Source organism: Mesorhizobium sp. M1050 (assembly GCF_040318715.1).
Lineage (GTDB): Bacteria > Pseudomonadota > Alphaproteobacteria > Rhizobiales > Rhizobiaceae > Mesorhizobium.
The window spans coordinates 143,762-164,946 of the sequence record NZ_JAMYMV010000007.1; the positions used below are offsets into that span (position 1 = coordinate 143,762).

Annotated in this window: 25 protein-coding genes and 1 pseudogene; 17 read left to right on the top strand and 9 right to left on the bottom strand. The window is 63.2% G+C overall.

Translation table 11 applies throughout. The annotated features are described in order from the left end of the window. Positions 1-7 precede the first annotated feature (7 nt). Complete coding sequence (locus NKH57_RS06635) at positions 8-817, top strand: purine-nucleoside phosphorylase (protein WP_352942787.1); 810 nt, start codon at positions 8-10, stop codon at positions 815-817. Next, positions 817-2,136: a thymidine phosphorylase gene (gene deoA, locus NKH57_RS06640; protein WP_352942790.1), complete on the top strand. Its 1,320-nt coding sequence runs from the start codon at positions 817-819 to the stop codon at positions 2,134-2,136. Before NKH57_RS06635 ends, deoA begins: the two co-directional genes overlap by 1 nt. Here deoA and NKH57_RS06645 read toward each other — a convergent pair whose 3' ends face one another. From NKH57_RS06645 to NKH57_RS06655, 3 genes are all read right to left on the bottom strand, one after another. Further along, entirely contained in the window at positions 2,137-2,700 is a 564-nt protein-coding gene (locus NKH57_RS06645) for a TIGR02281 family clan AA aspartic protease (protein WP_352942793.1), read from the bottom strand. 221 nt (positions 2,701-2,921) lie between these two features. Then, positions 2,922-3,551, bottom strand: a complete 630-nt coding sequence (gene upp / locus NKH57_RS06650) for a uracil phosphoribosyltransferase (protein ID WP_023759649.1) — start codon at positions 3,549-3,551, stop codon at positions 2,922-2,924. Between the two features lie 146 nt (positions 3,552-3,697). Next, the gene (locus NKH57_RS06655) at positions 3,698-4,672 is read right to left on the bottom strand and encodes an adenosine deaminase (RefSeq protein ID WP_023759648.1); all 975 of its coding nucleotides are present in this window, start codon (positions 4,670-4,672) and stop codon (positions 3,698-3,700) included. 133 nt (positions 4,673-4,805) lie between these two features. On the opposite strand from NKH57_RS06655, the gene ubiE reads away from it, so the two are divergent. From ubiE to coaBC, 3 genes are all read left to right on the top strand, one after another. Further along, positions 4,806-5,582 (top strand): bifunctional demethylmenaquinone methyltransferase/2-methoxy-6-polyprenyl-1,4-benzoquinol methylase UbiE, encoded by a 777-nt coding sequence (gene ubiE, locus NKH57_RS06660; protein WP_352942797.1) that lies wholly within the window; start codon positions 4,806-4,808, stop codon positions 5,580-5,582. A 70-nt stretch (positions 5,583-5,652) separates the two neighbouring features. After that, positions 5,653-7,227 carry a 2-polyprenylphenol 6-hydroxylase gene (gene ubiB, locus NKH57_RS06665; RefSeq protein ID WP_352725132.1) on the top strand — a complete coding sequence of 525 codons (1,575 nt, stop codon included), beginning with the start codon at positions 5,653-5,655 and terminating at the stop codon, positions 7,225-7,227. A gap of 90 nt (positions 7,228-7,317) precedes the next feature. Continuing rightward, positions 7,318-8,787, top strand: coding sequence for a bifunctional phosphopantothenoylcysteine decarboxylase/phosphopantothenate--cysteine ligase CoaBC (gene coaBC / locus NKH57_RS06670; RefSeq protein WP_352942800.1), 1,470 nt, complete (start codon positions 7,318-7,320; stop codon positions 8,785-8,787). A gap of 98 nt (positions 8,788-8,885) precedes the next feature. On the opposite strand, the gene NKH57_RS06675 is transcribed toward coaBC, so the two are convergent. Both NKH57_RS06675 and NKH57_RS06680 read right to left on the bottom strand, forming a co-directional pair. Beyond that, entirely contained in the window at positions 8,886-9,461 is a 576-nt protein-coding gene (locus tag NKH57_RS06675) for an invasion associated locus B family protein (RefSeq protein WP_352942803.1), read from the bottom strand. Next, complete coding sequence (locus NKH57_RS06680; RefSeq protein WP_156938556.1) at positions 9,461-9,673, bottom strand: hypothetical protein; 213 nt, start codon at positions 9,671-9,673, stop codon at positions 9,461-9,463. The genes NKH57_RS06675 and NKH57_RS06680 overlap by 1 nt, the downstream gene beginning before the upstream one ends. A gap of 170 nt (positions 9,674-9,843) precedes the next feature. On the opposite strand from NKH57_RS06680, the gene NKH57_RS06685 reads away from it, so the two are divergent. Together NKH57_RS06685 and NKH57_RS06690 are read left to right on the top strand one after the other, a co-directional pair. Beyond that, positions 9,844-10,098 (top strand): hypothetical protein, encoded by a 255-nt coding sequence (locus tag NKH57_RS06685; protein WP_352942806.1) that lies wholly within the window; start codon positions 9,844-9,846, stop codon positions 10,096-10,098. Between the two features lie 126 nt (positions 10,099-10,224). Beyond that, positions 10,225-10,701, top strand: a complete 477-nt coding sequence (locus NKH57_RS06690) for an NUDIX hydrolase (protein ID WP_352942810.1) — start codon at positions 10,225-10,227, stop codon at positions 10,699-10,701. A 159-nt stretch (positions 10,702-10,860) separates the two neighbouring features. On the opposite strand, the gene NKH57_RS06695 is transcribed toward NKH57_RS06690, so the two are convergent. Continuing rightward, complete coding sequence (locus NKH57_RS06695; protein ID WP_352942813.1) at positions 10,861-11,961, bottom strand: OmpA family protein; 1,101 nt, start codon at positions 11,959-11,961, stop codon at positions 10,861-10,863. Between the two features lie 193 nt (positions 11,962-12,154). Continuing rightward, positions 12,155-12,688: a GNAT family N-acetyltransferase gene (locus NKH57_RS06700; protein WP_352942816.1), complete on the bottom strand. Its 534-nt coding sequence runs from the start codon at positions 12,686-12,688 to the stop codon at positions 12,155-12,157. Between the two features lie 198 nt (positions 12,689-12,886). Here NKH57_RS06700 and NKH57_RS06705 point away from each other — a divergent pair, with 198 nt between their 5' ends. Continuing rightward, the gene (locus NKH57_RS06705) at positions 12,887-13,342 is read left to right on the top strand and encodes a DUF2214 family protein (RefSeq protein WP_352942819.1); all 456 of its coding nucleotides are present in this window, start codon (positions 12,887-12,889) and stop codon (positions 13,340-13,342) included. A 22-nt stretch (positions 13,343-13,364) separates the two neighbouring features. Here the strand turns inward: NKH57_RS06705 and nth are convergent, their stop codons facing one another. Then, the gene (gene nth / locus NKH57_RS06710; protein ID WP_023759637.1) at positions 13,365-14,159 is read right to left on the bottom strand and encodes an endonuclease III; all 795 of its coding nucleotides are present in this window, start codon (positions 14,157-14,159) and stop codon (positions 13,365-13,367) included. Positions 14,160-14,181: 22 nt separating this feature from the next. Here nth and NKH57_RS06715 point away from each other — a divergent pair, with 22 nt between their 5' ends. Continuing rightward, entirely contained in the window at positions 14,182-14,676 is a 495-nt protein-coding gene (locus NKH57_RS06715) for a DUF2244 domain-containing protein (protein ID WP_023759636.1), read from the top strand. Positions 14,677-14,708: 32 nt separating this feature from the next. On the opposite strand, the pseudogene NKH57_RS06720 reads toward NKH57_RS06715, so the two are convergent. After that, positions 14,709-14,816, bottom strand: a pseudogene (locus NKH57_RS06720) (class I SAM-dependent methyltransferase); the annotation flags it as partial. 113 nt (positions 14,817-14,929) lie between these two features. On the opposite strand from NKH57_RS06720, the gene NKH57_RS06725 reads away from it, so the two are divergent. The 8 genes from NKH57_RS06725 to NKH57_RS06760 all read left to right on the top strand — a co-directional run bounded on the left by NKH57_RS06725 (position 14,930) and on the right by NKH57_RS06760 (position 21,137). After that, positions 14,930-15,805 carry a methylated-DNA--[protein]-cysteine S-methyltransferase gene (locus NKH57_RS06725; protein WP_023759634.1) on the top strand — a complete coding sequence of 292 codons (876 nt, stop codon included), beginning with the start codon at positions 14,930-14,932 and terminating at the stop codon, positions 15,803-15,805. 222 nt (positions 15,806-16,027) lie between these two features. After that, positions 16,028-16,498, top strand: coding sequence for a hypothetical protein (locus tag NKH57_RS06730; protein ID WP_352725119.1), 471 nt, complete (start codon positions 16,028-16,030; stop codon positions 16,496-16,498). A 22-nt stretch (positions 16,499-16,520) separates the two neighbouring features. Continuing rightward, positions 16,521-16,913 (top strand): hypothetical protein, encoded by a 393-nt coding sequence (locus NKH57_RS06735; RefSeq protein ID WP_352725479.1) that lies wholly within the window; start codon positions 16,521-16,523, stop codon positions 16,911-16,913. After that, positions 16,880-17,392, top strand: a complete 513-nt coding sequence (locus NKH57_RS06740; RefSeq protein ID WP_352942824.1) for a hypothetical protein — start codon at positions 16,880-16,882, stop codon at positions 17,390-17,392. The genes NKH57_RS06735 and NKH57_RS06740 overlap by 34 nt, the downstream gene beginning before the upstream one ends. Next, positions 17,367-17,849 carry a hypothetical protein gene (locus NKH57_RS06745; RefSeq protein WP_352942827.1) on the top strand — a complete coding sequence of 161 codons (483 nt, stop codon included), beginning with the start codon at positions 17,367-17,369 and terminating at the stop codon, positions 17,847-17,849. Before NKH57_RS06740 ends, NKH57_RS06745 begins: the two co-directional genes overlap by 26 nt. Before the next feature lie 155 nt (positions 17,850-18,004). Beyond that, positions 18,005-18,910 carry a ribokinase gene (locus NKH57_RS06750; protein ID WP_352942830.1) on the top strand — a complete coding sequence of 302 codons (906 nt, stop codon included), beginning with the start codon at positions 18,005-18,007 and terminating at the stop codon, positions 18,908-18,910. A 1-nt stretch (position 18,911) separates the two neighbouring features. Continuing rightward, the gene (locus NKH57_RS06755; RefSeq protein ID WP_352942833.1) at positions 18,912-20,363 is read left to right on the top strand and encodes an amidase; all 1,452 of its coding nucleotides are present in this window, start codon (positions 18,912-18,914) and stop codon (positions 20,361-20,363) included. A gap of 159 nt (positions 20,364-20,522) precedes the next feature. Further along, on the top strand, positions 20,523-21,137 hold the full coding sequence (locus tag NKH57_RS06760) for a LysE family translocator (RefSeq protein WP_352942836.1): 615 nt from the start codon (positions 20,523-20,525) through the stop codon (positions 21,135-21,137). Positions 21,138-21,185: the final 48 nt, after the last annotated feature.

Here is a 21,185-nt window from a genome sequence, read left to right on the forward strand (position 1 = left end):
GGCTGTGATGACGGAAAAGGCGCTGGATCATCTCATCGAAAGACTGGACGGCCTGGCGCCGTTGACGGCGGTTGTGCTGGGTTCGGGCTTGGGCGGGCTGGTCGATCAGATCGAGGATCCGATCCGCATCTCCTATGGCAAGCTGCCGGGTTTTCCCCGAAGCGGCGTCACCGGTCATGCCGGCGAAGTGGTGGCGGGGCTGTTTGCCGGCGTGCCGGTGCTGATGCTGTCCGGCCGCGCCCACTATTACGAGCACGGCAACGCGGCAGCGATGCGGCCGGTGCTGGAAGTGCTTGCCGGCATCGGCATCACGAAACTGATCCTCACCAACGCCGCCGGCTCGGTCGATCCGGAAATGCTGCCGGGATCGGTGATGCTGATATCGGACCACATCAATTTCTCGGGCAGCAATCCGCTGATCGGCGAACCCACCGACCGCCGCTTCGTTGGTCTTACCGAAGCTTATGATGCCGGCATCCGCAGGGCGCTCGAACGCGCGGCGGAGGCGACCGGCACCGCATTGCACACGGGCGTCTACATGTGGTTCTCCGGCCCGTGCTTCGAAACACCGGCCGAGATCCGGATGGCGCGAATCATGGGCGCCAACGCGGTCGGCATGTCGACCGTACCGGAGGTCATTCTCGCGCGCTTTCTCGGGCTGCGCGTCGCCGCCTGCTCGGTCATCACCAACCTGGCAGCCGGCATGACCGGGGCCGAGCTCTCGCACCAGGAGACCAAGGACATGGCACCGGTTGGAGGCGCGCGGCTGGCAACGATCCTGCGGCGCGTGTTCCGCGACGGACTGCTGGAGAGCTGATGCTTCCGCAGGAAATCATCCGCCGCAAGCGCGATGGCCTGAGGCTGTCGGAGCAGGAGATCGCCGGCTTCGTCGAAGGGGTGACATCAGGCGCCGTTTCGGACGGCCAGGTCGGCGCCTTCGCCATGGCGGTGTTCTTCAACGGCATGAACCGCGACGAAGCGGTGGCTCTGACGCTCGCCATGCGCGATTCCGGCGATGTGCTCGACTGGTCGGACCTGCCCGGCCCGGTTACCGACAAGCATTCGACAGGCGGCGTTGGCGACAATGTCTCGCTGATGCTGGCGCCGATCGTCGCCGCGTGCGGCGCTTATGTGCCGATGATATCGGGCCGTGGCCTTGGCCACACCGGCGGCACGCTGGACAAGATGGACGCGATCCCAGGCTATGTCAGCCAGCCTGACATCGCAATGTTTCGCAAGGCGGTGCTTGAAACCGGCTGCGCCATCATCGGCCAGACCGCCGACCTCGCACCCGCCGACCGCCGGCTCTATGCGATCCGCGATGTCACCGGCACGGTCGAATCAGTGCCCTTGATCACCGCTTCGATCCTGTCGAAGAAGCTGGCGGCCGGGCTGCAGTCGCTGGTGCTCGATGTCAAGGTCGGCAACGGCGCTTTCATGGAAAAGTCGCGCGACGCGACGGCTCTGGCGAACAGTCTGGTCGAGATCGCCAATGGTGCAGGGCTGAAGGCCTCGGCATTGATCACCGGCATGAACGAGCCGCTGGCCTCGGCCGCCGGCAACGCCGTCGAGGTGCGCAATGCCGTCGATTTCCTCACCGGCCGGTTTCGTGACCATCGGCTGGAGGACGTGACGCTGGCGCTGGCCGCCGAAATGCTGCAGTCGGCGGGACTGGTGTCGTCCAATCAGGATGGCATGCGGCGCGCCACCGAGACGCTCGCCAGCGGCCGTGCCGCCGCCACGTTCGCGCGCATGGTGGCCGCGCTCGGCGGCCCCGCAGATTTCATCGAGAAGCCCGAAAAATACCTCGCTCCGGCTGCGACCGAATTTGCCGTCAAGGCGACCGCGAACGGCTTCGTCAGCGGCATTGCCACTCGCGACATCGGGCTCGCCGTGGTTGCCCTGGGCGGCGGACGCACGCGGCCGGACGACAAGGTCGACCCTGCGGTCGGCATCACCAGGCTGTTGCCTGTCGGAGCGGAGGTCAGGCTCGGCGAGCCCTTGGCTCTGGTCCATGCCCGCACGATGTCGGATGCCGAGGCTGCGGCGGCAGCCGTGCTTTCGGCCTACGCGATCGGGGCCTCGAAGCCAGCGGCCGACAAGTCGGTCATCCGCCGGATTCTGCCGCGCGGCTAATTACTGAACAAGCAGCAGCGTGCCGTTCTCGACCTGATATTTGTCGAGCCGGTTGAGGAAGCTCATGCCGATCAGGTTGGTGCGCAGCGCCTTGTCGTCGAGCACGATGGTCTGGACGTCGTTGACGGTGATGCTGCCGATCTGCAGGCGGTCGATCACTGCCACGGCTGCCTTGATGGTGCCGTTGGCGGTGCTGACCTCGTGAGTGAACTCGGAAGGGTTCAGCGACAGGCCGATCCTGCGCGCCGTCGAAATGTTGATGGCGACCAGCGTGGCGCCGGTGTCGATCATGCCGTCGATCTGACGTCCGTTGAGCTTGAAGGCCGACGAGAAGTGTCCGCGATCGTCTGCCGCAACGACCACCCTGCGGCCCATCGGCAGCGGCGCCGCCGGCTTGTCGGGCACCGAAGCCAAATTGACGTCAGGCCGGGCTCCGACCGCCTGTTTGCCCGGTGCCGCCGATCTCAGCAGGCTTTCAACGAGTTGCGGATTCGACTGATACACGATCGGTATCGATGCCGACGTGCCGGCGAAAACGCCAAGGATGAGAAGTTTGCGCAGCATGGACCGGCCTCGCCGCATGACCCCGAAAATCGGGATCGATTTTCGGAAAGGATCATGCGCAAAATCAAAGTGCTACAGCGTTATTTGCGCGTCCGAATGGTCGCGCGGCGCTGTAGTGAGCCGATCCTTAAGCCCGGATGGTGTTTGCCGCTTTAACACGCGCCAAAACCCCGCCTTTGCGTAAATATTTGGTAAATCGTACCAGGCAACTTTGGCTGGTACTATTTGGTCCCGTACATGCGATCACCGGCATCGCCGAGGCCGGGCATGATGTAGCCCTTCTCGTTGAGCTGGCGGTCGATGGAAGCCGTGAATACGGGAACGTCAGGATGCGCCTTGGTGAAGCGCTCGATGCCTTCGGGCGCCGCCAGCAGGCAAAGGAAGCGGATGTTGGTGGCGCCGCGCTCCTTCAGCTTGTCGATCGCCGCGATCGCCGAATTGGCGGTTGCCAGCATCGGATCGACGACGATCACCAAACGGTCGGCGAGGTCGCTCGGCGCCTTGAAGAAATATTCCACCGCTTCCAGCGTTTCGTGATCGCGATAGAGACCGACATGGGCGACGCGGGCCGCCGGCACCAGGTCGAGCAGGCCTTCCAGCAAGCCGTTGCCGGCGCGCAGCACCGAGGCGAAGACCAGCTTCTTGCCCTCCAGCGTCGGCGCCTCCATCGTTTCCATCGGCGTTTCGATCGTCGTCGTCGTCAGTTCGAGGTTGCGGGTGACCTCGTAGCCAAGCAGCAGCGAGATTTCGCGCAGCAGCCGGCGGAAGCCGGCCGTCGAGGTCTCCTTCTTGCGCATGATTGTCAGCTTGTGCTGGACAAGCGGATGATCGATGACGGTGACGCCCTGCATGGTGTTCTCCTGATGCTGCGCCCGAAAGTGCGCGCATGGTCCTTATGAGACGCGCCGCGCTTCAAGCTGCTTGAGCGAACCCTAGCGACAATGCGGCGGCCAAGGAACCGCCTGGCCCAACCCGACCACAGTTTTGTCGGCAGAAATCAGCGTGCCGCGCTGTTTAACCGGGCAAGAAGTGCTGACTTGGTTTTTTTGTCGACGAAAGCAGCTTCGATGGCGGTCCGGGTAACGGCGACCAGCGCCTTTTCGTTCATCGCGAAATGCTCGGCCGCGATGTCGTATTCGCGCTTCAGCGAGGTCCAGAAATAGGGCGGATCGTCGGAATTGAGTGTCACCTTGCAGCCGGCCGCCTGCAGCGCCGGAAACGGATGGTCGGCAAAACTGTCGAACACCTTGAGCGCGACGTTGGAGCCGGGGCAGCATTCGAGCACGACGCCCTCGTCGGCAATGCGCCGGACAAGATCCGGATTCTCGATGGCACGCACGCCATGGCCGATGCGAGAGGGACGGATGTGATCGAGCGCCGCCTGGACGGTCTCCCAGCCCGTCAGTTCGCCGGCATGGATGGTGATGCCGAGCCCAGCCTCGCGCGCGATCTCGAAAGCCCTGACATAGTCATCCATCTCGCCGATGCGCTCATCTCCGGCGACGCCGAAGCCGGTGACCAGCGGGTGCTCGCAGCGCGCCGCGAAACGCGCCGCCTGCTCGATCGACTCGACGCCGACATGGCGCACGCCGGTGACGATCATGCGGCCCTCGATGCCCGTCTTGGCCTTGGCACGCGCCATGCCTTCGCCAAGCGCGTCGGTATAGGCCTTGGGTGAAAGCCCGGCCTTCCTTGCGTGGTCCGGCGAGGTGAATATCTCGGAATAGATAGCCCCGTCGCGGGCAAGGCTGGTCAGATAATGATCGGCCAGCCGCGCATAGTCCTCCTCGGTCCGGAACAGATCGGACGAAAAGTCGTAAGCGGCGAGGAAGGACGTGAAATCGTGCCAGACGAACGAACCGTTCTGGATATAGGGCGAGGTGTCCTTGCCGTATTTCTGCGCTTGGCGGATGACGAGCTCTGGCGACGCTGCCCCTTCGATGTGGCAGTGCAGTTCCGCTTTCAAAGGCATTCAATCATCCCGTCGGTCAGTCCAGGTCTCGAAAACCGCCACCTGGAAGCGCGGCTGAACACCGCGCCTTAAACAATAGCGCCCACACTATCGATCGGCTATGGTCCCGCCGGTTTTATGACGGATCAAAAAAATGTCAGTTGAGAGAACCACGGCCACGGGCGGCATGGAAACTTCCTATGGTTTCAAGCGTGTAGGAGCTGGCGACAAGCAGTCTCTGGTCAACGATGTTTTCCACAAGGTCGCCAACCGCTACGACCTGATGAACGATCTGATGTCGGCCGGCCTGCACCGGCTGTGGAAGGATGCCATGGTGACATGGCTCAATCCTCCAAAAAGGATCGGCTGGCGCGTGCTCGACGTTGCCGGCGGCACCGGCGACATCGCCTTTCGCATCGTCGATGCCAGCCACGGCAATGCTCATGTCACGGTGCTCGACATCAATGGCTCGATGCTGGCCGTCGGCCGCGATCGCGCCGAAAAGAAAGGCCTGTCCGCCAACACCGATTTCGTCGAGGCCAATGCCGAGGAACTGCCCTTCCCTGACGCCTCATTCGACGCCTACACCATCGCTTTCGGCATTCGCAACGTGCCGCGCATCGATGTCGCGCTCAGCGAAGCGTTCCGCGTGTTGAAGCCGGGCGGGCGATTCCTGTGCCTTGAATTTTCCGAAGTCGAGATGCCGCTGCTCGACAAGGTCTACGAAGCCTGGTCATTCAACGCCATTCCGAAGATCGGCAGGATGGTGACCGGCGACGGCGAGCCCTATTCCTATCTGGTCGAATCGATCGCCAGGTTTCCCAACCAGCAGAATTTCGCGACGATGATTTCCCGCGCCGGCTTCGATCGCGTTTCCTTCCGCAACTATTCCGGCGGTATTGCCGCGCTTCATTCGGGCTGGAAGCTTTGAGGCCGGGGCGCATTTCTCACATTCGACATGCGCTGTGCCGGTTCGAAGAGCCGGCAGGACGAGCGCGGCCATGAGCACCGCCGGCGCTGGATTTCGGCTTATGCGCGCCGGCTGGGTGCTTATGCGCGAGGGCGTCGTTGCCGCCTTGCCAGGCGAGGAACTGTCCGGCCTGCCGAAATTCGGCTGGCGGCTGGCGCGGCTGTTCACCCGCCGCCGCGCGCTTGCCTATGAGCGCAGCGACCGGCTGGCCAAGGCGGTTGTCCGGCTCGGACCGTCCTATGTCAAGCTCGGCCAGTTCCTGGCGACACGGCCTGACGTCGTCGGCAACGACATGGCGCTCGATCTCGCCATGTTGCAGGACAAGATGCACACCTTCCCGAAGGTCGAGGCTATCGCGGCTATCGAGGCTTCGCTCGGGCGCAAGATCGGCGATCTCTATTCGCAGTTTGGTGATCCGGTCGCTGCCGCCTCCATCGCCCAGGTCCATGCCGCCGACGCGGTCCATGACGGCGTTACGACCAAGGTGGCGGTCAAGGTGATTCGGCCGGGCGTGCGCCGCCGCTTCTTCCAGGATCTCGAAAGTTATTTCCTCGCCGCCCGCCTGCAGGAAAAGTACATCGCATCGTCCCGTCGCCTGCGGCCGGTCGAGGTCACCGAGACGCTGGCGCAGACCACCAAGATCGAGATGGATCTTCGCCTCGAGGCGGCCGCGCTTTCCGAGCTCGGCGAAAGCACCAGGAAGGACCCCGGCTTTCGTGTGCCATCTGTCGACTGGGAGCGCACCGGCCGCGATGTGCTGACGATGGAATGGGTCGACGGTGTCAAGATGAACGACATTGCTGGCCTCGAAGCCGCCGGCCATGACCTGAAGGCGATCGCCGCCAACCTCATCCAGTCGTTCCTGCGCCACACGTTGCGTGACGGCTTCTTCCACGCTGACATGCATCCGGGCAACCTCTTCGTCGAAGCAAACGGCACCATCGTCGCCGTCGATCTCGGCATTGCCGGACGCCTCGGCAAGAAAGAGCGCCGCTTCCTCGCCGAAATCCTCTACGGCTTCATCGTGCGCGACTATCTGCGCGTCGCCGAGGTGCATTTCGAGGCCGGCTACGTGCCGCGCCAGCACAATGTCGCAGCCTTCGCGCAAGCGATCCGGGCTATCGGTGAGCCGATCCATGGCCAGCCGGCCGAGACCATTTCGATGGCCAAGCTTTTGACGCTGCTATTCGAGGTGACCGAACTCTTCGACATGGCGACGCGGCCGGAACTGATCCTGCTGCAGAAGACCATGGTGGTGGTCGAAGGTGTCGCGCGCACGCTCGACCCGGCCTTCAACATGTGGAAGACGGCCGAACCGGTGGTAAGCGGCTGGATCGCCGGTAACCTCGGGCCGCGTGGCATGATGCTCGATGCGCGCGATGGCGCCAAGGCGCTGCTGACGCTCGCCCGCCAGGCGCCCGAGCTTGCGGCGCGCACCGATCGGCTGTCGCGCGAGATCGATCTGATGGCCGAGCACGGCCTGCGCTTCGACGAGACCACCGCGCGCGCCATCGGCAAGGCCGAGGCGCATTACAGCCGCTCCGGCCGCCTGGCGCTGTGGGTGATCGCGCTGGCGCTGGTCTATATCGCCTGGAAGATCGTCTAGTACTTAGCTTCGGACTCCGAGGCTGCAACTTGCGCCAGCTTGATCGCATTGCTATCATTGCATTCGCCTATCTCAGCCGAGTGCAATCACATGGCCAGCATCACGATCCGCAACCTGGACGATGAGGTCAAGGAGTTGCTGCGCCGGTTGGCGGCGGAGAACGATCGCTCCATGGAAGAACAGGCGCGGGTGATGATTCGTGCCGCCGTTGACGGGCAGATCGGTCCGGTGGGTCGCATCGACCGGATCGAGAAGACGCTGCGCGAACTGACCAGCGCGCACGGCGCGGCGATCCCCGCTAACGCACCGGCAGGCAAGAGGCTGCAGCACGGTCTCTCCGGCAAGCGTATCCTGCTCATCATCGGCGGCGGCATCGCCGCCTATAAGGCGCTCGATCTGATACGTCGGCTGCGCGAGCGTGGGGCTGCGGTTCGGGTGGTCATGACATCCGCTGCGCAGGAATTCGTTACCACGCTGTCGGTCGGCGCGCTCTCCGCCGATCATGTCTTCGCCGACCTGTTCAACCGCCAGGACGAGCACGATGTCGGTCATATCAGGCTGTCGCGCGAGGCCGATCTGCTGGTGGTGGCTCCCGCCACCGCCGACCTTATGGCCAAGCTTGCCAATGGCCATGCCAACGATCTTGCCTCCACCGTGCTCATCGCCACCGACAAGCCGGTGTTGATGGCGCCTGCGATGAACCCCAGGATGTGGGCGCATCCGGCCACCCGCCGCAACCGAGCGACCCTGCAGAAGGACGGCATTGCCTTCGTCGGCCCGGCCAAGGGCGAGATGGCCGAAAGCAACGAGGCGGGCGAAGGCCGCATGGCCGAGCCGCTGGAGATCGTCGCCGCCATCGAGGCGCTGCTCGACATCGGCCCCAAGCCGCTGTCGGGGCGCAAGATCATCGTCACCTCCGGCCCGACGCATGAGCCTATCGACCCAGTGCGCTATATCGCCAACCGTTCCTCCGGCAAGCAGGGCCATGCCATCGCCGCGGCACTGGCGAGACTCGGCGCCGATGTCCGTCTCGTCTCCGGCCCGGTCGGCATTGCCGATCCCGCCGGGGTCAAGACCATCCATGTCGAACGAGCGCAAGAGATGCGCGATGCGGTCGAACAGCTCCTGCCCGCCGACGCGGCGGTGTTCGTCGCCGCGGTTGCCGACTGGCGCAGCGAAAATTCGGCCGGTGAGAAGATCAAGAAGGTTTCGGGCGAAGGGCCGCCGGTGCTGCGCATGGTCGAGAACCCTGACATTCTCGCCGGGGTTGGCCATCACAGCCAGCGACCCGGCCTTGTGATCGGCTTCGCCGCCGAGACACAGGATCTCTTGCGCAACGCCGAGGCCAAGCTGCGGAAGAAAGGTGCCGATTTCATCGTTGCCAACGACGTGTCGCAGTCCAGCGGCGTTGGCCCTTCAGGCGTGATGGGCGGCGATCGCAATCGGGTGCGGATCGTATCGAAGTCCGGCGTCGAGGAATGGCCCGAGATGAGCAAGGACGAAGTGGCGGCGCGGCTCGCCGCCCTGATCGCCGAAAGGCTGAAAACGATCGTCGTTTGAGCCGATGCGAAGACGTCCGGCCACTGCGTTCTGCTGCGGCGACGCACCGCCTTCAAGCGCCGCGCTTCAGGTCCTGCGGCTCCACATGACCTTTGCGGTCAATTGGTCAAAAGCTCCGCGGTTCGGGCAAGCGCGCCGGCGAAGCCGTTGAGCGGAATGGAAAAGCTCACCGCCTGTCCGGTGTCGGCCGCGAAGGCATCGATCTTCAGTGTGGTGCCTGACTTCAGCAGCGGCGTGACCGTCGCATCGAGCGCCACCGGCACCAGACATCCGACGACCTGACAGGTGTTGAATGCCAGGCTGCCGTCCAGTTTCTGGTCGTCGATGGACAGACTGACCCCCTTGGCCAACGCCAGCCCGAACGGCAGTGCAATCGTTCCCGTGGCATCCTCGCCGGTCTTGCTCGACAGCTCGATCGCCAGCAGGCGCTGGTTGCTTTGCTTGTTGAATTGCTGATGCGACAGACTGCAGATCTTGGTCGTGCCTGATATCTGGCAATTGACGGTCCAATCGCCATGGGTTTCGGACAGGGCGGACGCTCCACCAGGCAACTGCGGCGCATCGGCGGCGGGCGGCGCCGCCACCTTGTCGCCCTTGGTCTGCGCCGCCGCGGCCGGCACGCCGATGGCACAGGCAACACCCAGCATCGCCACGAGATACGCGTACTTCCTCATCAAGTCCTCCCGCCCGGCTCCGCCTCGGGCCAGAAGCTGACCTTGAGAGACGCGCTGATCGCGTTCTGTTTAACCGTTTCGCCGAAGGCGCCATCATACCCGACGGCCACCATTGACGCATCCAGCACAAGGCTGACGCCGACCCGATAGAGCGGCGAATCGACGGCCTCCGTCAAGTGCAATGCGGGGTTGCCAGGCAGATTCTCCGCCACCGGAGAAGGGTCACCCAACGGTCGACAAGCCGATGTCGCTTGGAACGGCGCCTGGATATGGCGCCGCTGGGCAGACGCCCTATATTAGGCGAGGATTTTTGCGCGGGAATGAACGGATGTTAGCACTTCGACCATCAATGATTTTCAGGTCGGCAATGCTGGCTACGGCAATGCTGGTGGGCGCTTGCCTGCCCACTTTCGCGCAAGCCATCGATTCCGCCGCCGGCGACAACGCGTTGATCCGGCAGAACGACCTGCAAATTCTGGAAAACAGGATACAGCGTCAGCAATTCCAGCAGCAACAGCAGCAGTATCGTGCCCAGGACCGCCAGATCGTTCAGCAACCGCCACCGATCGTGCAACAACTCAATCCAAGCTGCCAGACGCAGATAATCGGCACCACCGCGGTGCGCAATTGCCGCTGACATCCAGTCGTTTTTCGTTTATTTAGCCGACTTATGTATTCGGAGCGCCCTGCGGCACAAGCGAAATGTTTGGTTTGCAACGATGCCTGGTCGCGGCTATGCGGCATTGCATCGACTGGATGACGAATGGCAGCCCCCAAGAAAAAGGCCGTCCGCAAGGCAAAGAAGGGCGACAGGATCCGCCAGGTGGCTGCTATTCCCTTTCGGCTGAACGCGCGCGGCGATATCGAGGTCATGCTGGTCACGTCGCGAACCACCAGGCGCTTCATCGTGCCCAAGGGATGGCCGATGAAAGGCAAGAACGGACGCAAGGCGGCGACCATCGAGGCGCAGGAGGAAGCTGGCGTGCTCGGCAAGGCGCTGAAGCAGCCGGCGGGCATCTATTCCTACTGGAAGCGGCTGGCCAACCGCTTTGTCCGCGTCGACGTCATCGTCTACCTGCTTGAGGTGACCGAGGAACTGGCCGACTGGCAGGAAGCAAAACGACGCCAGCGGGCCTGGCTGACCCCGGCCGACGCAGCCATGCTCATCGATGAACCCGACCTTTCGACGCTGGTGAAAAGCTTGAAGGTCCCCCAGCCCGTGACGGTCGATCAGGCCTAGAGCAAGATCAATCAGGCCTTGAGCAAAGAGCTCCGAGCCTGACTCGTCGGCGTCCGCCCGCGCCACCCGCCCCTTCGCGAGGACGCCTCCATGCTCGAGCAGTCGAGCCTCGCGGCGGACGCGCTGTCGTAGAACGCGTTTCTCGTTGGGAAGGCTCGCTCAGTTCAACTTGACCAGAACCACTCGGCGGTTCTTGGCGCGGCCCGCGTCGTCATCATTGCTGGCGACAGGCGCCATCATGCCGGCGCCGGCCGCGGTGAGCCGCGCCCCGTCGATGCCGTATTTCGCCACTAGCGCTGCCTTGACGGCTTGTGCCCGTCGCGACGAGAGGTCGAGATTGTAGTCGAAGGCGCCCTGGTTGTCGGTGTGGCCGACGACGATCACGGCCATCTTCGGGTCGTTGGCCAGCAGCGTCGAAATTTCCTTCAGTGTTGGTTCCGACTCCGGCTTGATGTCGGCCTTGTCGGTGTCGAAGAGGATGCCGTAGAGCGAAATGCTGCCGGTGGCGGAAAGCGAATCCGCCATCTTGGCCGCCTCGACGACCACCATCTTCTTGTCGCGTGCCTTGGGTTCCAGCACCTGGACGATGGCTATGGTGCGGCCGTTGAGTTCCTTGCAGTAGAGATCGCCGGTCATCGAATAGGTCTGCACGGTCACATAGGCGTCGCCGCCTTCCTGCGGCACCTTGGCCGAGAAATAACGCTGGTCATTGATGCCGGAGGTCAGTGCGCAGGCGCCATTCGAGAAGGCTGCGTCCTTCAGATCGCTCTCATGAAAGGAATACATCGTCAGGCTCATGTCGCCACCGCCGCCACTCGACGAACGGTCGGCGGCGCCGCCGCATTCCTCCTTCTTGCATTCGAACAGGATTTCGCCGCCCGCCGCCGCAATCACATCCTGATAGTTGCGCAGCACTTCGAGCGGCGAGCGCTCGGCCGGCAGCACATAGGCAATGCGGGTCAGGGCGCCTTCGACCTCGGCCTTCTTGTCAGGTGCAAAGACACGATTGTTCATCGCATCACGCGCATCCGGGTCGGCGCTCGGCTTGAGTGGCGACAGCGGCACGCTGAAATCGGTGAAGGCTAGTTTCTCGTATGAGACGATGAATGAGCCTTCGTAGCGCTTGGCGAGATGGTTGTCGGCGGCACCCTTGATATCGGCGGTCGGCACCGTCGCGTCGGCAGCGGCCAACCGCAATGTCAGCACGAGAACAAACCCCGCCCAGAAAAACGCCATGGCTATCGTCTTGAATGCACGCATCGATCATCCCCCTTCGCACTATGATCGATGCTAGCAGACCGGGTATGTCCAGTCGATGACGCCGCCGAGAGCATGATGCCGAAAAGTGCGAAGCGGTTTTTCGGGCGACATCATGCTCTATCCCTTTGATTTAGAGGCAGATTCAGATCTCAGGTCGGTCGATTCGACCTGAGATCTGAATCTGTCGCTAAGGTCACCGCGCCAGCAGGATGGTCGGGGCGTTATGGTAGGTGGTCTGCACCACTTCCCGGTAGCCGCACTTCGCCGCAACCCTCAGCGAAGCGGCGTTCTCCGGATCGATGATGCAGACGGTCTTCGCCCGCCCGAACGCGTCTTCGCCCCATGCGAGCACGCGGCCTACCACCTCGGTGGCGAAGCCTGCGCCGTGAACAGTCGGAACCAGCGCCCAGCCGGCCTCGGGAATGCCTTCGATCGACGGCTCCATATCGCGCTTCAGATCGTGAAAGCCGGCCTCGCCGATGAAACGGCCCGTCGCCTTCTCCTCGACTGCCCAGAAACCGTAGCCGAGCAGCGACCACAGGCCGGCGTGACGCAGGAAACGCATCCAGCTCTCCTCGCGCGTGCGCGGCTTGCCTCCGATGAAACGGGTGACGACGGGCTCGGTCCACATCGCGGCATAGGTGTCGAAATCGCCCAGCCGGTGTGCTCGCAGGATGGTTCGCTTCGTCTCGATGACCGGAGCGCTGGTCGCTTGTGGATTGTTCATGAGATCTGTCTCGCACGGATAGTCAGCGCTTAGCAAATCGCCGGCGCGGTGCAAGGGCCAGGGGCGATACGGGCCATCATTCAGGCGCCGCTCCTGGGATTTTCGCGCGACGGTGTTACTTTGACCGCAGTCTGATTCAGCACCTGCCGACGCCTCCCCTTTTAGGCGCGGCGGTGCCGTCAAACCAAGGGATAGAGCATGGACACCACCGATCTTGTGCTTGCCATTGCCCATCATGTGCTGGTGTTTTCGCTGGCGGGGATCATCGGCGCCGAATTCGTGCTGATCCGTGGCGATCTGGCCGCCGCGACGCTCAAGCGGCTCGCAGGCATCGACCGCCACTATGGCATCATCGCCGTGCTGATCATCGTCGTCGGCATCGGCCGTGTGTTCTATGGCCTCAAGGGCTGGGAATTCTACGTTTACAACTGGGTGTTCTGGGCCAAGATGACGGCGTTTGCCGTCGTCGGCCTGTTGTCGATCATCCCGACGATCCGCTTTGTTTCCTGGAATAGACAGGCGAGCGCCAGTCCCTCGTTCCAGGTGCCGGCGGCCGAGCTTGCGTCCGTGAAGAGCTACATCCGCGCCGAGGCCTTCATCTTCCTGCTCATCTCGGTCTTCGCTGCGGCGATGGCGCGCGGCTACGGCTATTAGCTAGAATAGGCCGTTTGGAGAGTTATGCCGTTGAGGCGAGCGGCGCGAGCTCGATCAGCGGTGCCGGCACATCGGTCGTCTTCACCTCTGCCTTGCAGATGTCGGCGATGACGCAGGCCGGGCAATCCGGCTTGCGCGCCTTGCAGACATAGCGGCCATGCAGGATCAGCCAGTGATGCGCGTGCCGCATATATTCGTCCGGGATGATCTTGAGCAGCCCCTGCTCGACCTGTTCCGGCGTATTGCCAGGGGCCAGCCCGAGCCGGTTGCCGAGGCGCAAAATATGGGTGTCGACCGCCATCGTGTGCTGGCCGAAAGCCATGTTGAGCACGACATTGGCGGTCTTGCGCCCGACGCCGGGCAGCTTGACCAATTGATCGCGCTCGTCGGGCACCTCGCCGCCATGGTCGCGGATCAACGCCTGCGACAGCGCAATCACATTCTTGGCTTTGTTGCGCCAGAGCCCGACGGTGCGGATATGCTCGCCGACCTTGGCTTCTCCCAGTGCCAGCATCTTCTGCGGCGTATCGGCGGCCCTGAACAGCGCCCGCGTCGCCTTGTTGACACCGGCGTCGGTTGCTTGCGCCGACAGCACCACCGCGACCAGCAGCGTGAACGCATTGACATGTTCGAGTTCACCCTTCGGCTCCGGCCGCTGGATCGAAAAGCGCCGGAATATCTCGTGCACTTCCGCCGGGCTGTAGCGCGAAGTGCTCCGCACCGGCTTCGGGCGCGGCTTGGCGTTCGACCCCTCGCGCCGGCCGGGCAGCAATTCTTTTTTGGACATGGAAGAATCTTTGGACTTGGGGCTCGCCATTTCCCTCCTATAATATCCCGCCATGAGCGACACAAACGCCTCGTTTCAGGCCGACGAACCATTCTTTCAGGCGCTACTGACCCCGCACCGGTCGCTGGGCCGGACAGGCTTCTTCATCCTGATGGGCGCGCTGCTGTTCGGCTGGCTGGTCACAGGCGCGTTTTTCCTGTCGCGCGGCGCCTGGCCGGTGTTCGGATTCTTCGGCCTCGACGTGGCCGGCGTCTACATCGCCTTTCGCCTCAACTACCGTGCTGCCCGCGCACGCGAGGAAGTGTCGGTTTCGCGCACCAGCCTCGACATCCGCAAGACGGCACCATCCGGTAAATCGGAAGCGCATCGCTTCAATCCGTTCTGGACGCGGTTTTCGATCGCCCGTCATGCCGAGATCGGGATCACAAGGATGACGGTGGAAGGCCAAGGCCAGAACGTGCCGATCGGATCTTTCCTGGACCCTGACTCCCGAGAAAGCTTTGCCACTGCCTTTTCACGCGCGCTGGCCACAGCCAAGGCGCGCTAAAGCAAAGCAACTCCGGAGAAAGCGCTGCGCGCTTGATCCCCGAGCAGCGAATCCGGCATCCGGCTCTCCAGCGCCTTGCCGTAGAGCGTAATCAGCAAGGTTTCCTTAGCGCCGGTGAGGGCTACTTTTTCGCCAGCCATGAGCGACTCCTGGCTCAAGATCCGAGTCTATCTGGGTATGCGCGGCCAGAAGGCAAGTTTCGGGTGGCGGTCACCGCCGCAAGGGGCGATATTCCGGCTCAAGGAGATAGTCCATGAGCACACACACAGCGGTCCTCAAAAAGGACATCACGCCTGAAGGTAGCGACTACGAAATCGTGCGCCGCGCCATCGAGAAGATCAGCCTCGACTATCGCGATCAGCCTTCCCTCGAAGAGCTGGCCGAGGAGGTCGGCGAGACGCCCACCGGCCTGCAAAAGCTCTTCACACGCTGGGCCGGCCTGTCGCCCAAGGCCTTCCTGCAGGCGGTGACATTGGATCATGCCCGCAGGCTGCTCGATTCAGGCATGCCGCTGCTTGAAACCTCGTTCGAATTGGGCATGTCGGGCCCTGGCCGGCTGCATGATCTTTTCGTCACCCACGAGGCGATGTCACCAGGCGACTACAAGACGCGCGGCGCCGGTCTCACCATCCGTTACGGCTATCATCCCTCGCCGTTCGGCACCGCCCTGATCATGTCCACCGACCGCGGACTTGCCGGCCTCGCCTTCAGCGATCCCGGCGAGGAGCGTGCTGCCTTCGCCGACATGTCCAGCCGTTGGCCAAACGCCATCTATGTCGAGGACATGGCTGCTACGGGCCCCTATGCCGCGCGCATATTCGACCCGACGCTGTGGCGCCCGGACCAGCCGCTGCATGTCGTCATGATCGGCACCGACTTCCAGGTTCGGGTCTGGGAGGCGCTGCTCAAGATCCCGATGGGCAAGGCCCGCACCTATTCCTCGATTGCTGCCAGCATCGGTGCGCCGTCCGCCAGCCGTGCGGTCGGTGCGGCGAACGGCGCCAACCCGCTCTCTTTCGTGGTTCCCTGCCACCGCGCTATCGGCAAATCCGGCGACCTCACCGGCTATCACTGGGGATTGACGCGCAAGCGCGCTATCCTGGGCTGGGAAGCGGGACAGGTGTCGTGAAATATCGATTTTTCGAGCTTTGCCGGAGAGATGTATAGATACCGATATATTACCAAGTATAAGTGCGATATCCGCGTCAATTTTATTTCTTGCAACCGGGGGCAACCTCCGGTTTTCCTGTTTGTTGTTTTTAGCATTTATTTCAGTTAACTCAAAATTAACTACGACAAAGTGATGATGACCCCTATTAATTCGGGCGATCCGAATTGATAGGAGGTCTCGATGACATGGTTTCGCGCCGCCCTCGGCGCAGCAATGCTGTTTGCCTGTCTTGCCCAACCCGTATTGGCCACGACGCAAAATGTCATTTTCAACGGCACGATCACGCCGACCTGTACGCTTGTTATTGCCACCAATGGCACGATGACAGTCAGCCCCGACCTGCAGTCACTCAGCTCCCACAACAGCGGCGGTTCTGCCGGAACCGTGACGCTGACAACTACCGGAGGCGTGTCGCTCAGCGTCGATCCGGTCACCACGACGACGGTACCTTCGGCGGACGTAACGTCGACGACCTGGACACCGACCTACTCCGCTGCGGGCACGCATTCTATCGTTGAAACCGGCTCGGCCACCAGCATCGGAACACCCGGCGCCGACCTCGTCTCGGTCAATCTCGCCGGCACCAAGGGTGGCAGCAACCGCTTCGCCTCCGGCAACTATCAAGCAACGGTAACGCTGCGCTGCGAATGACGCCGTAGCGATGGAGGGGTCCTTGAAACATGCTCGAATCCTGACGACGGCACTGGCCGTCGGATTGGCCCCCATTGCCGCCGAAGCCCAGTCGATGTCGCCGATGCGTGGCGAGGTCAACAGCTTCAGTGACGCCTTCGCTGTCCGCGTTTTCCCCGCCAATCCCTATGACCGGAAGATCCGGGTCGAAATCCACGTCTACGATCAGGATTTTCAGCCAGTAGACGCCAGGATCTCTCCGAATGTCTTCCAATTGGCTTCGCAGGCTTCACGTCCTGTCCTTGTGGTCGTGCCCTTCGACGGTGCCCCCGAGCGTAAAGTGCGTATCTGTACCGAAAGCATCCCCTTCCCCAATCAACAGACGCAGATAAGGGCACAGATATGCGGAAAGTTCTTTGGGCGCCGCAAATCCTGATAGTCGCGCTCGCGGCTGCTTCGGCGGGCATCTCGCCTGCGGTGGCCGAGGATGTCTACAACCTCAACCAAAACGAGAGCGGTTTCAACCTGCCCGGCGTCACCTTGCCCCAGGGCCAGGACGAGGTCCATGCCGCGGACGGCACCACTTGCCGTTCCGCAGTCTCCGGCACCGGCGCCTATGTCGATCTCGGCGTCATCAGAGGTAACAGCCAGTCGGACAACAGCGTTGCCACCTATGGCCGGGTTGTGATCCCGATCGGGCGTACGCCGAAGCGCGTCGACTGCAGCCGGCTCTACGAACTCGAGGTCGACCGCCTGCAACTGGAACTGAAACTGCTGAAGATGGGCCTTGGCGCCGACGGCCAGACGGCGAGCGTGGCCGCCAGCGCTCCCGCGGCCCCATCACCCGGATGGGCAAACGAAGGCTGGAGCATCAGGACCGGAAACGGCGATGGCAAGAAAAAGAAGAAGAAATAACCGTGCGCTGCTTGCGATGGCAGCATTTGCCGGCTTCTGCCTTCCGGTGCAAGCGGCGATCACCGGCACCTGCACCATCATGGTCGGGACGTCGGGAACAATGACCGCAAATCCCGCTATCGGCATACTGGGCTCCAAACAGGCTGGTGGATCCAGCGCCAGCGCCACCATCGTGGCAAGCTCACTGCTGTGCTCCTTGCTCGATCTGCTGGACTGCTATTCGGTTTCGGCGCCGGCGCCGGCCGCATTTACGTCCGCACCGAGCGGCGGCGACACCAACGTGACCTTCGCCTCAGTCTTCCGCCTCGATGGCTCGGGGGCCGACATCAACGGAAGTGCGCCGCAGCGGGTCGTCAACGGCACTCACACCATGCAGGTCGACCTCACCGCCACCAAGTCGAGCGGCATCTTTCCCGCCGGCAACTATCAGGGAGCGGTCACTGTGCGCTGCGAATAGGCCATGACGCATCAAATCGAGCTGGACCCTTCGCGCGGTCTGGCAAGCTGCGGCCTTACAGGTTAGCTTTCGCGCACGATTGGAAACGACCTTCGCCCGCGGGGACCAACGAGGACGCTCCGACACTTTGAATTTGGACTGCCAGGAGGCCTTGCTTGATTATCGTCATCGGCTCGATCAACCTCGACCTTATCGCCAATGTCGACCGCCTGCCGAGCCCCGGCGAGACGGTAGCCGGCTCGGCCTTCACCACCGCGCCCGGCGGCAAGGGCGCCAACCAGGCGCTGGCCGCCGCGCGCGCCGGCGCCTCGGTGCGCATGGTGGGGGCTGTCGGCAAGGACAGCTTCGCTGCCGACGCGCTGGCGCTGCTGCGCGACGGCAAGGTCGACCTGTCCGGTGTCGCTGAGACCCACGCCTCGACTGGCACGGCGCTGATCATGGTCGGCGACGACGGCGAGAACATCATCGCCGTGATACCGGGCGCCAACGCGTCCGTGGTACCCGGCGATCTCTCAAAGGCCTTCTTCAAACAGGGCGATGTCGTGCTGCTGCAGCATGAGATTCCGCTGGCGACCGTTGAAGCCGCCCTCGGCCAGGCAAGAGCGGCGGGGGCCATCACCGTGCTCAACACTGCACCCTTCCAGGGCGATGCAGCCGGCTTTCTCGGCAAGGCGGACTATGCCGTCGCCAACGAGACCGAATTCGATCTCTATGGCGAAGCACTGTCACTGCAAGGCCGCGACCGGGCGGCGCGCATGCGCGACTTTGCCGGGAAAACCGGCCGCACCATCGTCGTCACGCTTGGCGGCGACGGCGTGATGGCGGCGACGCCAAGCGACTTCCTGACCGTTCCGGCACTGAAGATCACGCCTGTCGACACGGTCGGTGCCGGCGACACGTTCTGCGGCTATTTCGCCGCCGGTCTGTCGTCCGGCCTTACGCTCGAACAGGCACTGGCGCGCGCCGGCGCGGCCGGCTCGCTAGCTTGCCTGAAGCCGGGCGCTCAGCCGGCGATCCCGCCGGCCAAGGATGTCGATCAGGCGCTGCAGGAAACCCGTTGAGATGCTGCGCCCTCGGACAAAGCATGCCGTGACGCCGGCCGGTGACATCTGCCGCCTGTCCGCCATCGAGCTCGCCGACGCGATCCGCCGGAAGACACTTTCCGCGCGCGAGGTGGTCACGGCATTCCTCGACCGCATCGAGGCGGTCAATCCGCTCGTCAACGCCATCGTCTCTTTGCGCGATCGCGGCGACATCCTGCGCGAAGCCGATGCGGCCGATGCCCGGCGGCAAGCAGGTGTCGAAACCGGGGCGCTGTTCGGCCTGCCTATCGCCATCAAGGACCTCGCCTCGACCACGGGCCTCAGAACCTCCTTCGGCTCGCCGATCTTCGCTGACTTCGTGCCGCAAGACGACGATTTCTTCGTCGAACGCATCCGCGACGCCGGCGCCATCATCATCGGCAAGACCAACGTCCCCGAATTCGGGCTTGGCTCCAACACCTACAACACCGTGTTCGGGCCGACGCTCAACGCCTTCGATCCGGCCCTGACAGCCGGCGGCTCGAGCGGCGGCGCGGCGGTGGCGCTGTCGCTCGACATGGTGCCGGTCGCCGATGGCAGCGATTTTGGCGGCTCGCTGCGCAACCCGGCCGCCTGGAACAATGTCTTTGGCTTCCGCCCGTCACAGGGACTTGTTCCCGGCGGACCGGACTTCGAGGTCTTTCATGCGCAGATGGGCGTCGACGGACCGATGGGCCGCAGCGTTCGCGACATGGCGTTGCTGCTCGATGTGCAGGCGGGCTACCATCCGCAGGCGCCTTTGTCCTATGAGAAACCGACGTCATTCCTCGGAGGGCTTGCAGCAAAAGCGACTGGCGGCCGCATCGCCTGGTTTGGTGACCTCGGCGGTTATCTGCCGGTCGAACCCGGCATCCTCAGCCTGTGCGAGGCAGCACTTGGCCGCTTTGCGGATGCGTCCTTCCCCAGCGAACCCCTGCTGCCGGATTTCGATTTCGAAGCGTTGTGGCAGGCCTTCGTGACGCTGCGGCAAGCCAGCAGCGGCTGTGCGCTCAAGACACACTATGACGACCCCGCGAAACGCCGCCTGCTCAAGCCCGAAGCCATCTGGGAAGTGGAGAACGCGATACGGCTGACGGCGCCGCAGATCCGCGCCGCCTCCGTCATCCGCACCTCCTGGCATCGAACGCTGCTGTCGCTCTTCGACCGCTATGATCTCATTGCGCTGCCGACCGCGCAGGTCTTCCCGTTCGATGTAAGCACGCATTGGCCCCGTGAGGTCGCCGGACGCGCGATGGACAGCTACCACCGCTGGATGCAGGTATCGGCGTTCGCCACGCTGGGCGGCTGCCCGGCGGTCAACGTGCCGGTCGGCTTCGACGACAAGGGCCGGCCGATGGGCATGCAGTTGATCGGCCGGCCGCGCGGCGATCTCGCCGTGCTTAAGGCGGCGGCGGCCTACGAGGCAACGATGCCCTGGCAGGCCGGCGCCTGAGCAGCATCGCGGCGTTTCGCGCACCGGCTTGCACCGTCAGCGCTGCCATGCATTGATTATCCTCAGCTGCGCCGCATCGGCGGCATTCCTAGAGCATGATCCCGAAAAGTGGGAACCGGTTTTCGGAAAAGATCATGCTCCAACAAACAGGGAAAAATCATGTCGCTCGAACTCTACGCCGCCTATGTCGTCGCTTGCATCGTCATCATCCTGGTGCCCGGTCCGACGGTCACGCTGGTCATCGCCAACAGCATCCGCCATGGCACCCGCGCCGGTCTCGCCAATGTCGCCGGCACGCAGGCCGGGCTTGCCGTGATGATCGCCATCGTCGGCATCGGCCTTAACACGCTGATTTCGGGCATGGGCCACTGGTTCGAATGGGTGCGGCTGATCGGCGCCGCCTATCTGATCTGGATGGGTGTCCAGATGTTCCGCTCAAAGGGCAAGTTGAACGCTGACGGGACCGCCAAGAAGCCGCGCGGGGGCTTCTTCCTGCAGGGTCTGCTGGTGGCGCTCAGCAACCCCAAGACGCTGATTTTCTTCGGCGCCTTCTTTCCGCAGTTCATTTCGCCACAAGGCAACTATTCGCTGCAGATCGCCGTCATGGGCCTCACCGCCATGATCTTCGCGGCCATGTCGGATTCGACCTATGCGCTGGCCGCCGGCCGCGCCGGACGCCTGCTATCGGCCAGCCGCATCAAGCTCATGTCCAGGATCAGCGGCAGCTTCATGGTCGGTGGCGGCCTGTGGCTGGCGTTCTCACGGTCGAAGTAGGACCGCCTCACCTTCTCCCCTTGTGGGTCCCATAAGGGGAGAAGGCAA

Coding starts and splice junctions, on each gene's coding strand:
- NKH57_RS06635 (WP_352942787.1), top strand. CDS start 8: ATGACGGAAAAGGCGCTGGATCATCTCATCGAAAGACTGGACGGCCTG.
- deoA (WP_352942790.1), top strand. CDS start 817: ATGCTTCCGCAGGAAATCATCCGCCGCAAGCGCGATGGCCTGAGGCTG.
- NKH57_RS06645 (WP_352942793.1), bottom strand. CDS start 2,700: ATGCTGCGCAAACTTCTCATCCTTGGCGTTTTCGCCGGCACGTCGGCA.
- upp (WP_023759649.1), bottom strand. CDS start 3,551: ATGCAGGGCGTCACCGTCATCGATCATCCGCTTGTCCAGCACAAGCTG.
- NKH57_RS06655 (WP_023759648.1), bottom strand. CDS start 4,672: ATGCCTTTGAAAGCGGAACTGCACTGCCACATCGAAGGGGCAGCGTCG.
- ubiE (WP_352942797.1), top strand. CDS start 4,806: ATGTCAGTTGAGAGAACCACGGCCACGGGCGGCATGGAAACTTCCTAT.
- ubiB (WP_352725132.1), top strand. CDS start 5,653: ATGAGCACCGCCGGCGCTGGATTTCGGCTTATGCGCGCCGGCTGGGTG.
- coaBC (WP_352942800.1), top strand. CDS start 7,318: ATGGCCAGCATCACGATCCGCAACCTGGACGATGAGGTCAAGGAGTTG.
- NKH57_RS06675 (WP_352942803.1), bottom strand. CDS start 9,461: ATGAGGAAGTACGCGTATCTCGTGGCGATGCTGGGTGTTGCCTGTGCC.
- NKH57_RS06685 (WP_352942806.1), top strand. CDS start 9,844: ATGCTGGTGGGCGCTTGCCTGCCCACTTTCGCGCAAGCCATCGATTCC.
- NKH57_RS06690 (WP_352942810.1), top strand. CDS start 10,225: ATGGCAGCCCCCAAGAAAAAGGCCGTCCGCAAGGCAAAGAAGGGCGAC.
- NKH57_RS06695 (WP_352942813.1), bottom strand. CDS start 11,961: ATGCGTGCATTCAAGACGATAGCCATGGCGTTTTTCTGGGCGGGGTTT.
- NKH57_RS06700 (WP_352942816.1), bottom strand. CDS start 12,688: ATGAACAATCCACAAGCGACCAGCGCTCCGGTCATCGAGACGAAGCGA.
- NKH57_RS06705 (WP_352942819.1), top strand. CDS start 12,887: ATGGACACCACCGATCTTGTGCTTGCCATTGCCCATCATGTGCTGGTG.
- nth (WP_023759637.1), bottom strand. CDS start 14,159: ATGGCGAGCCCCAAGTCCAAAGATTCTTCCATGTCCAAAAAAGAATTG.
- NKH57_RS06715 (WP_023759636.1), top strand. CDS start 14,182: ATGAGCGACACAAACGCCTCGTTTCAGGCCGACGAACCATTCTTTCAG.
- NKH57_RS06725 (WP_023759634.1), top strand. CDS start 14,930: ATGAGCACACACACAGCGGTCCTCAAAAAGGACATCACGCCTGAAGGT.
- NKH57_RS06730 (WP_352725119.1), top strand. CDS start 16,028: ATGACATGGTTTCGCGCCGCCCTCGGCGCAGCAATGCTGTTTGCCTGT.
- NKH57_RS06740 (WP_352942824.1), top strand. CDS start 16,880: ATGCGGAAAGTTCTTTGGGCGCCGCAAATCCTGATAGTCGCGCTCGCG.
- NKH57_RS06745 (WP_352942827.1), top strand. CDS start 17,367: ATGGCAAGAAAAAGAAGAAGAAATAACCGTGCGCTGCTTGCGATGGCA.
- NKH57_RS06755 (WP_352942833.1), top strand. CDS start 18,912: ATGCTGCGCCCTCGGACAAAGCATGCCGTGACGCCGGCCGGTGACATC.
- NKH57_RS06760 (WP_352942836.1), top strand. CDS start 20,523: ATGTCGCTCGAACTCTACGCCGCCTATGTCGTCGCTTGCATCGTCATC.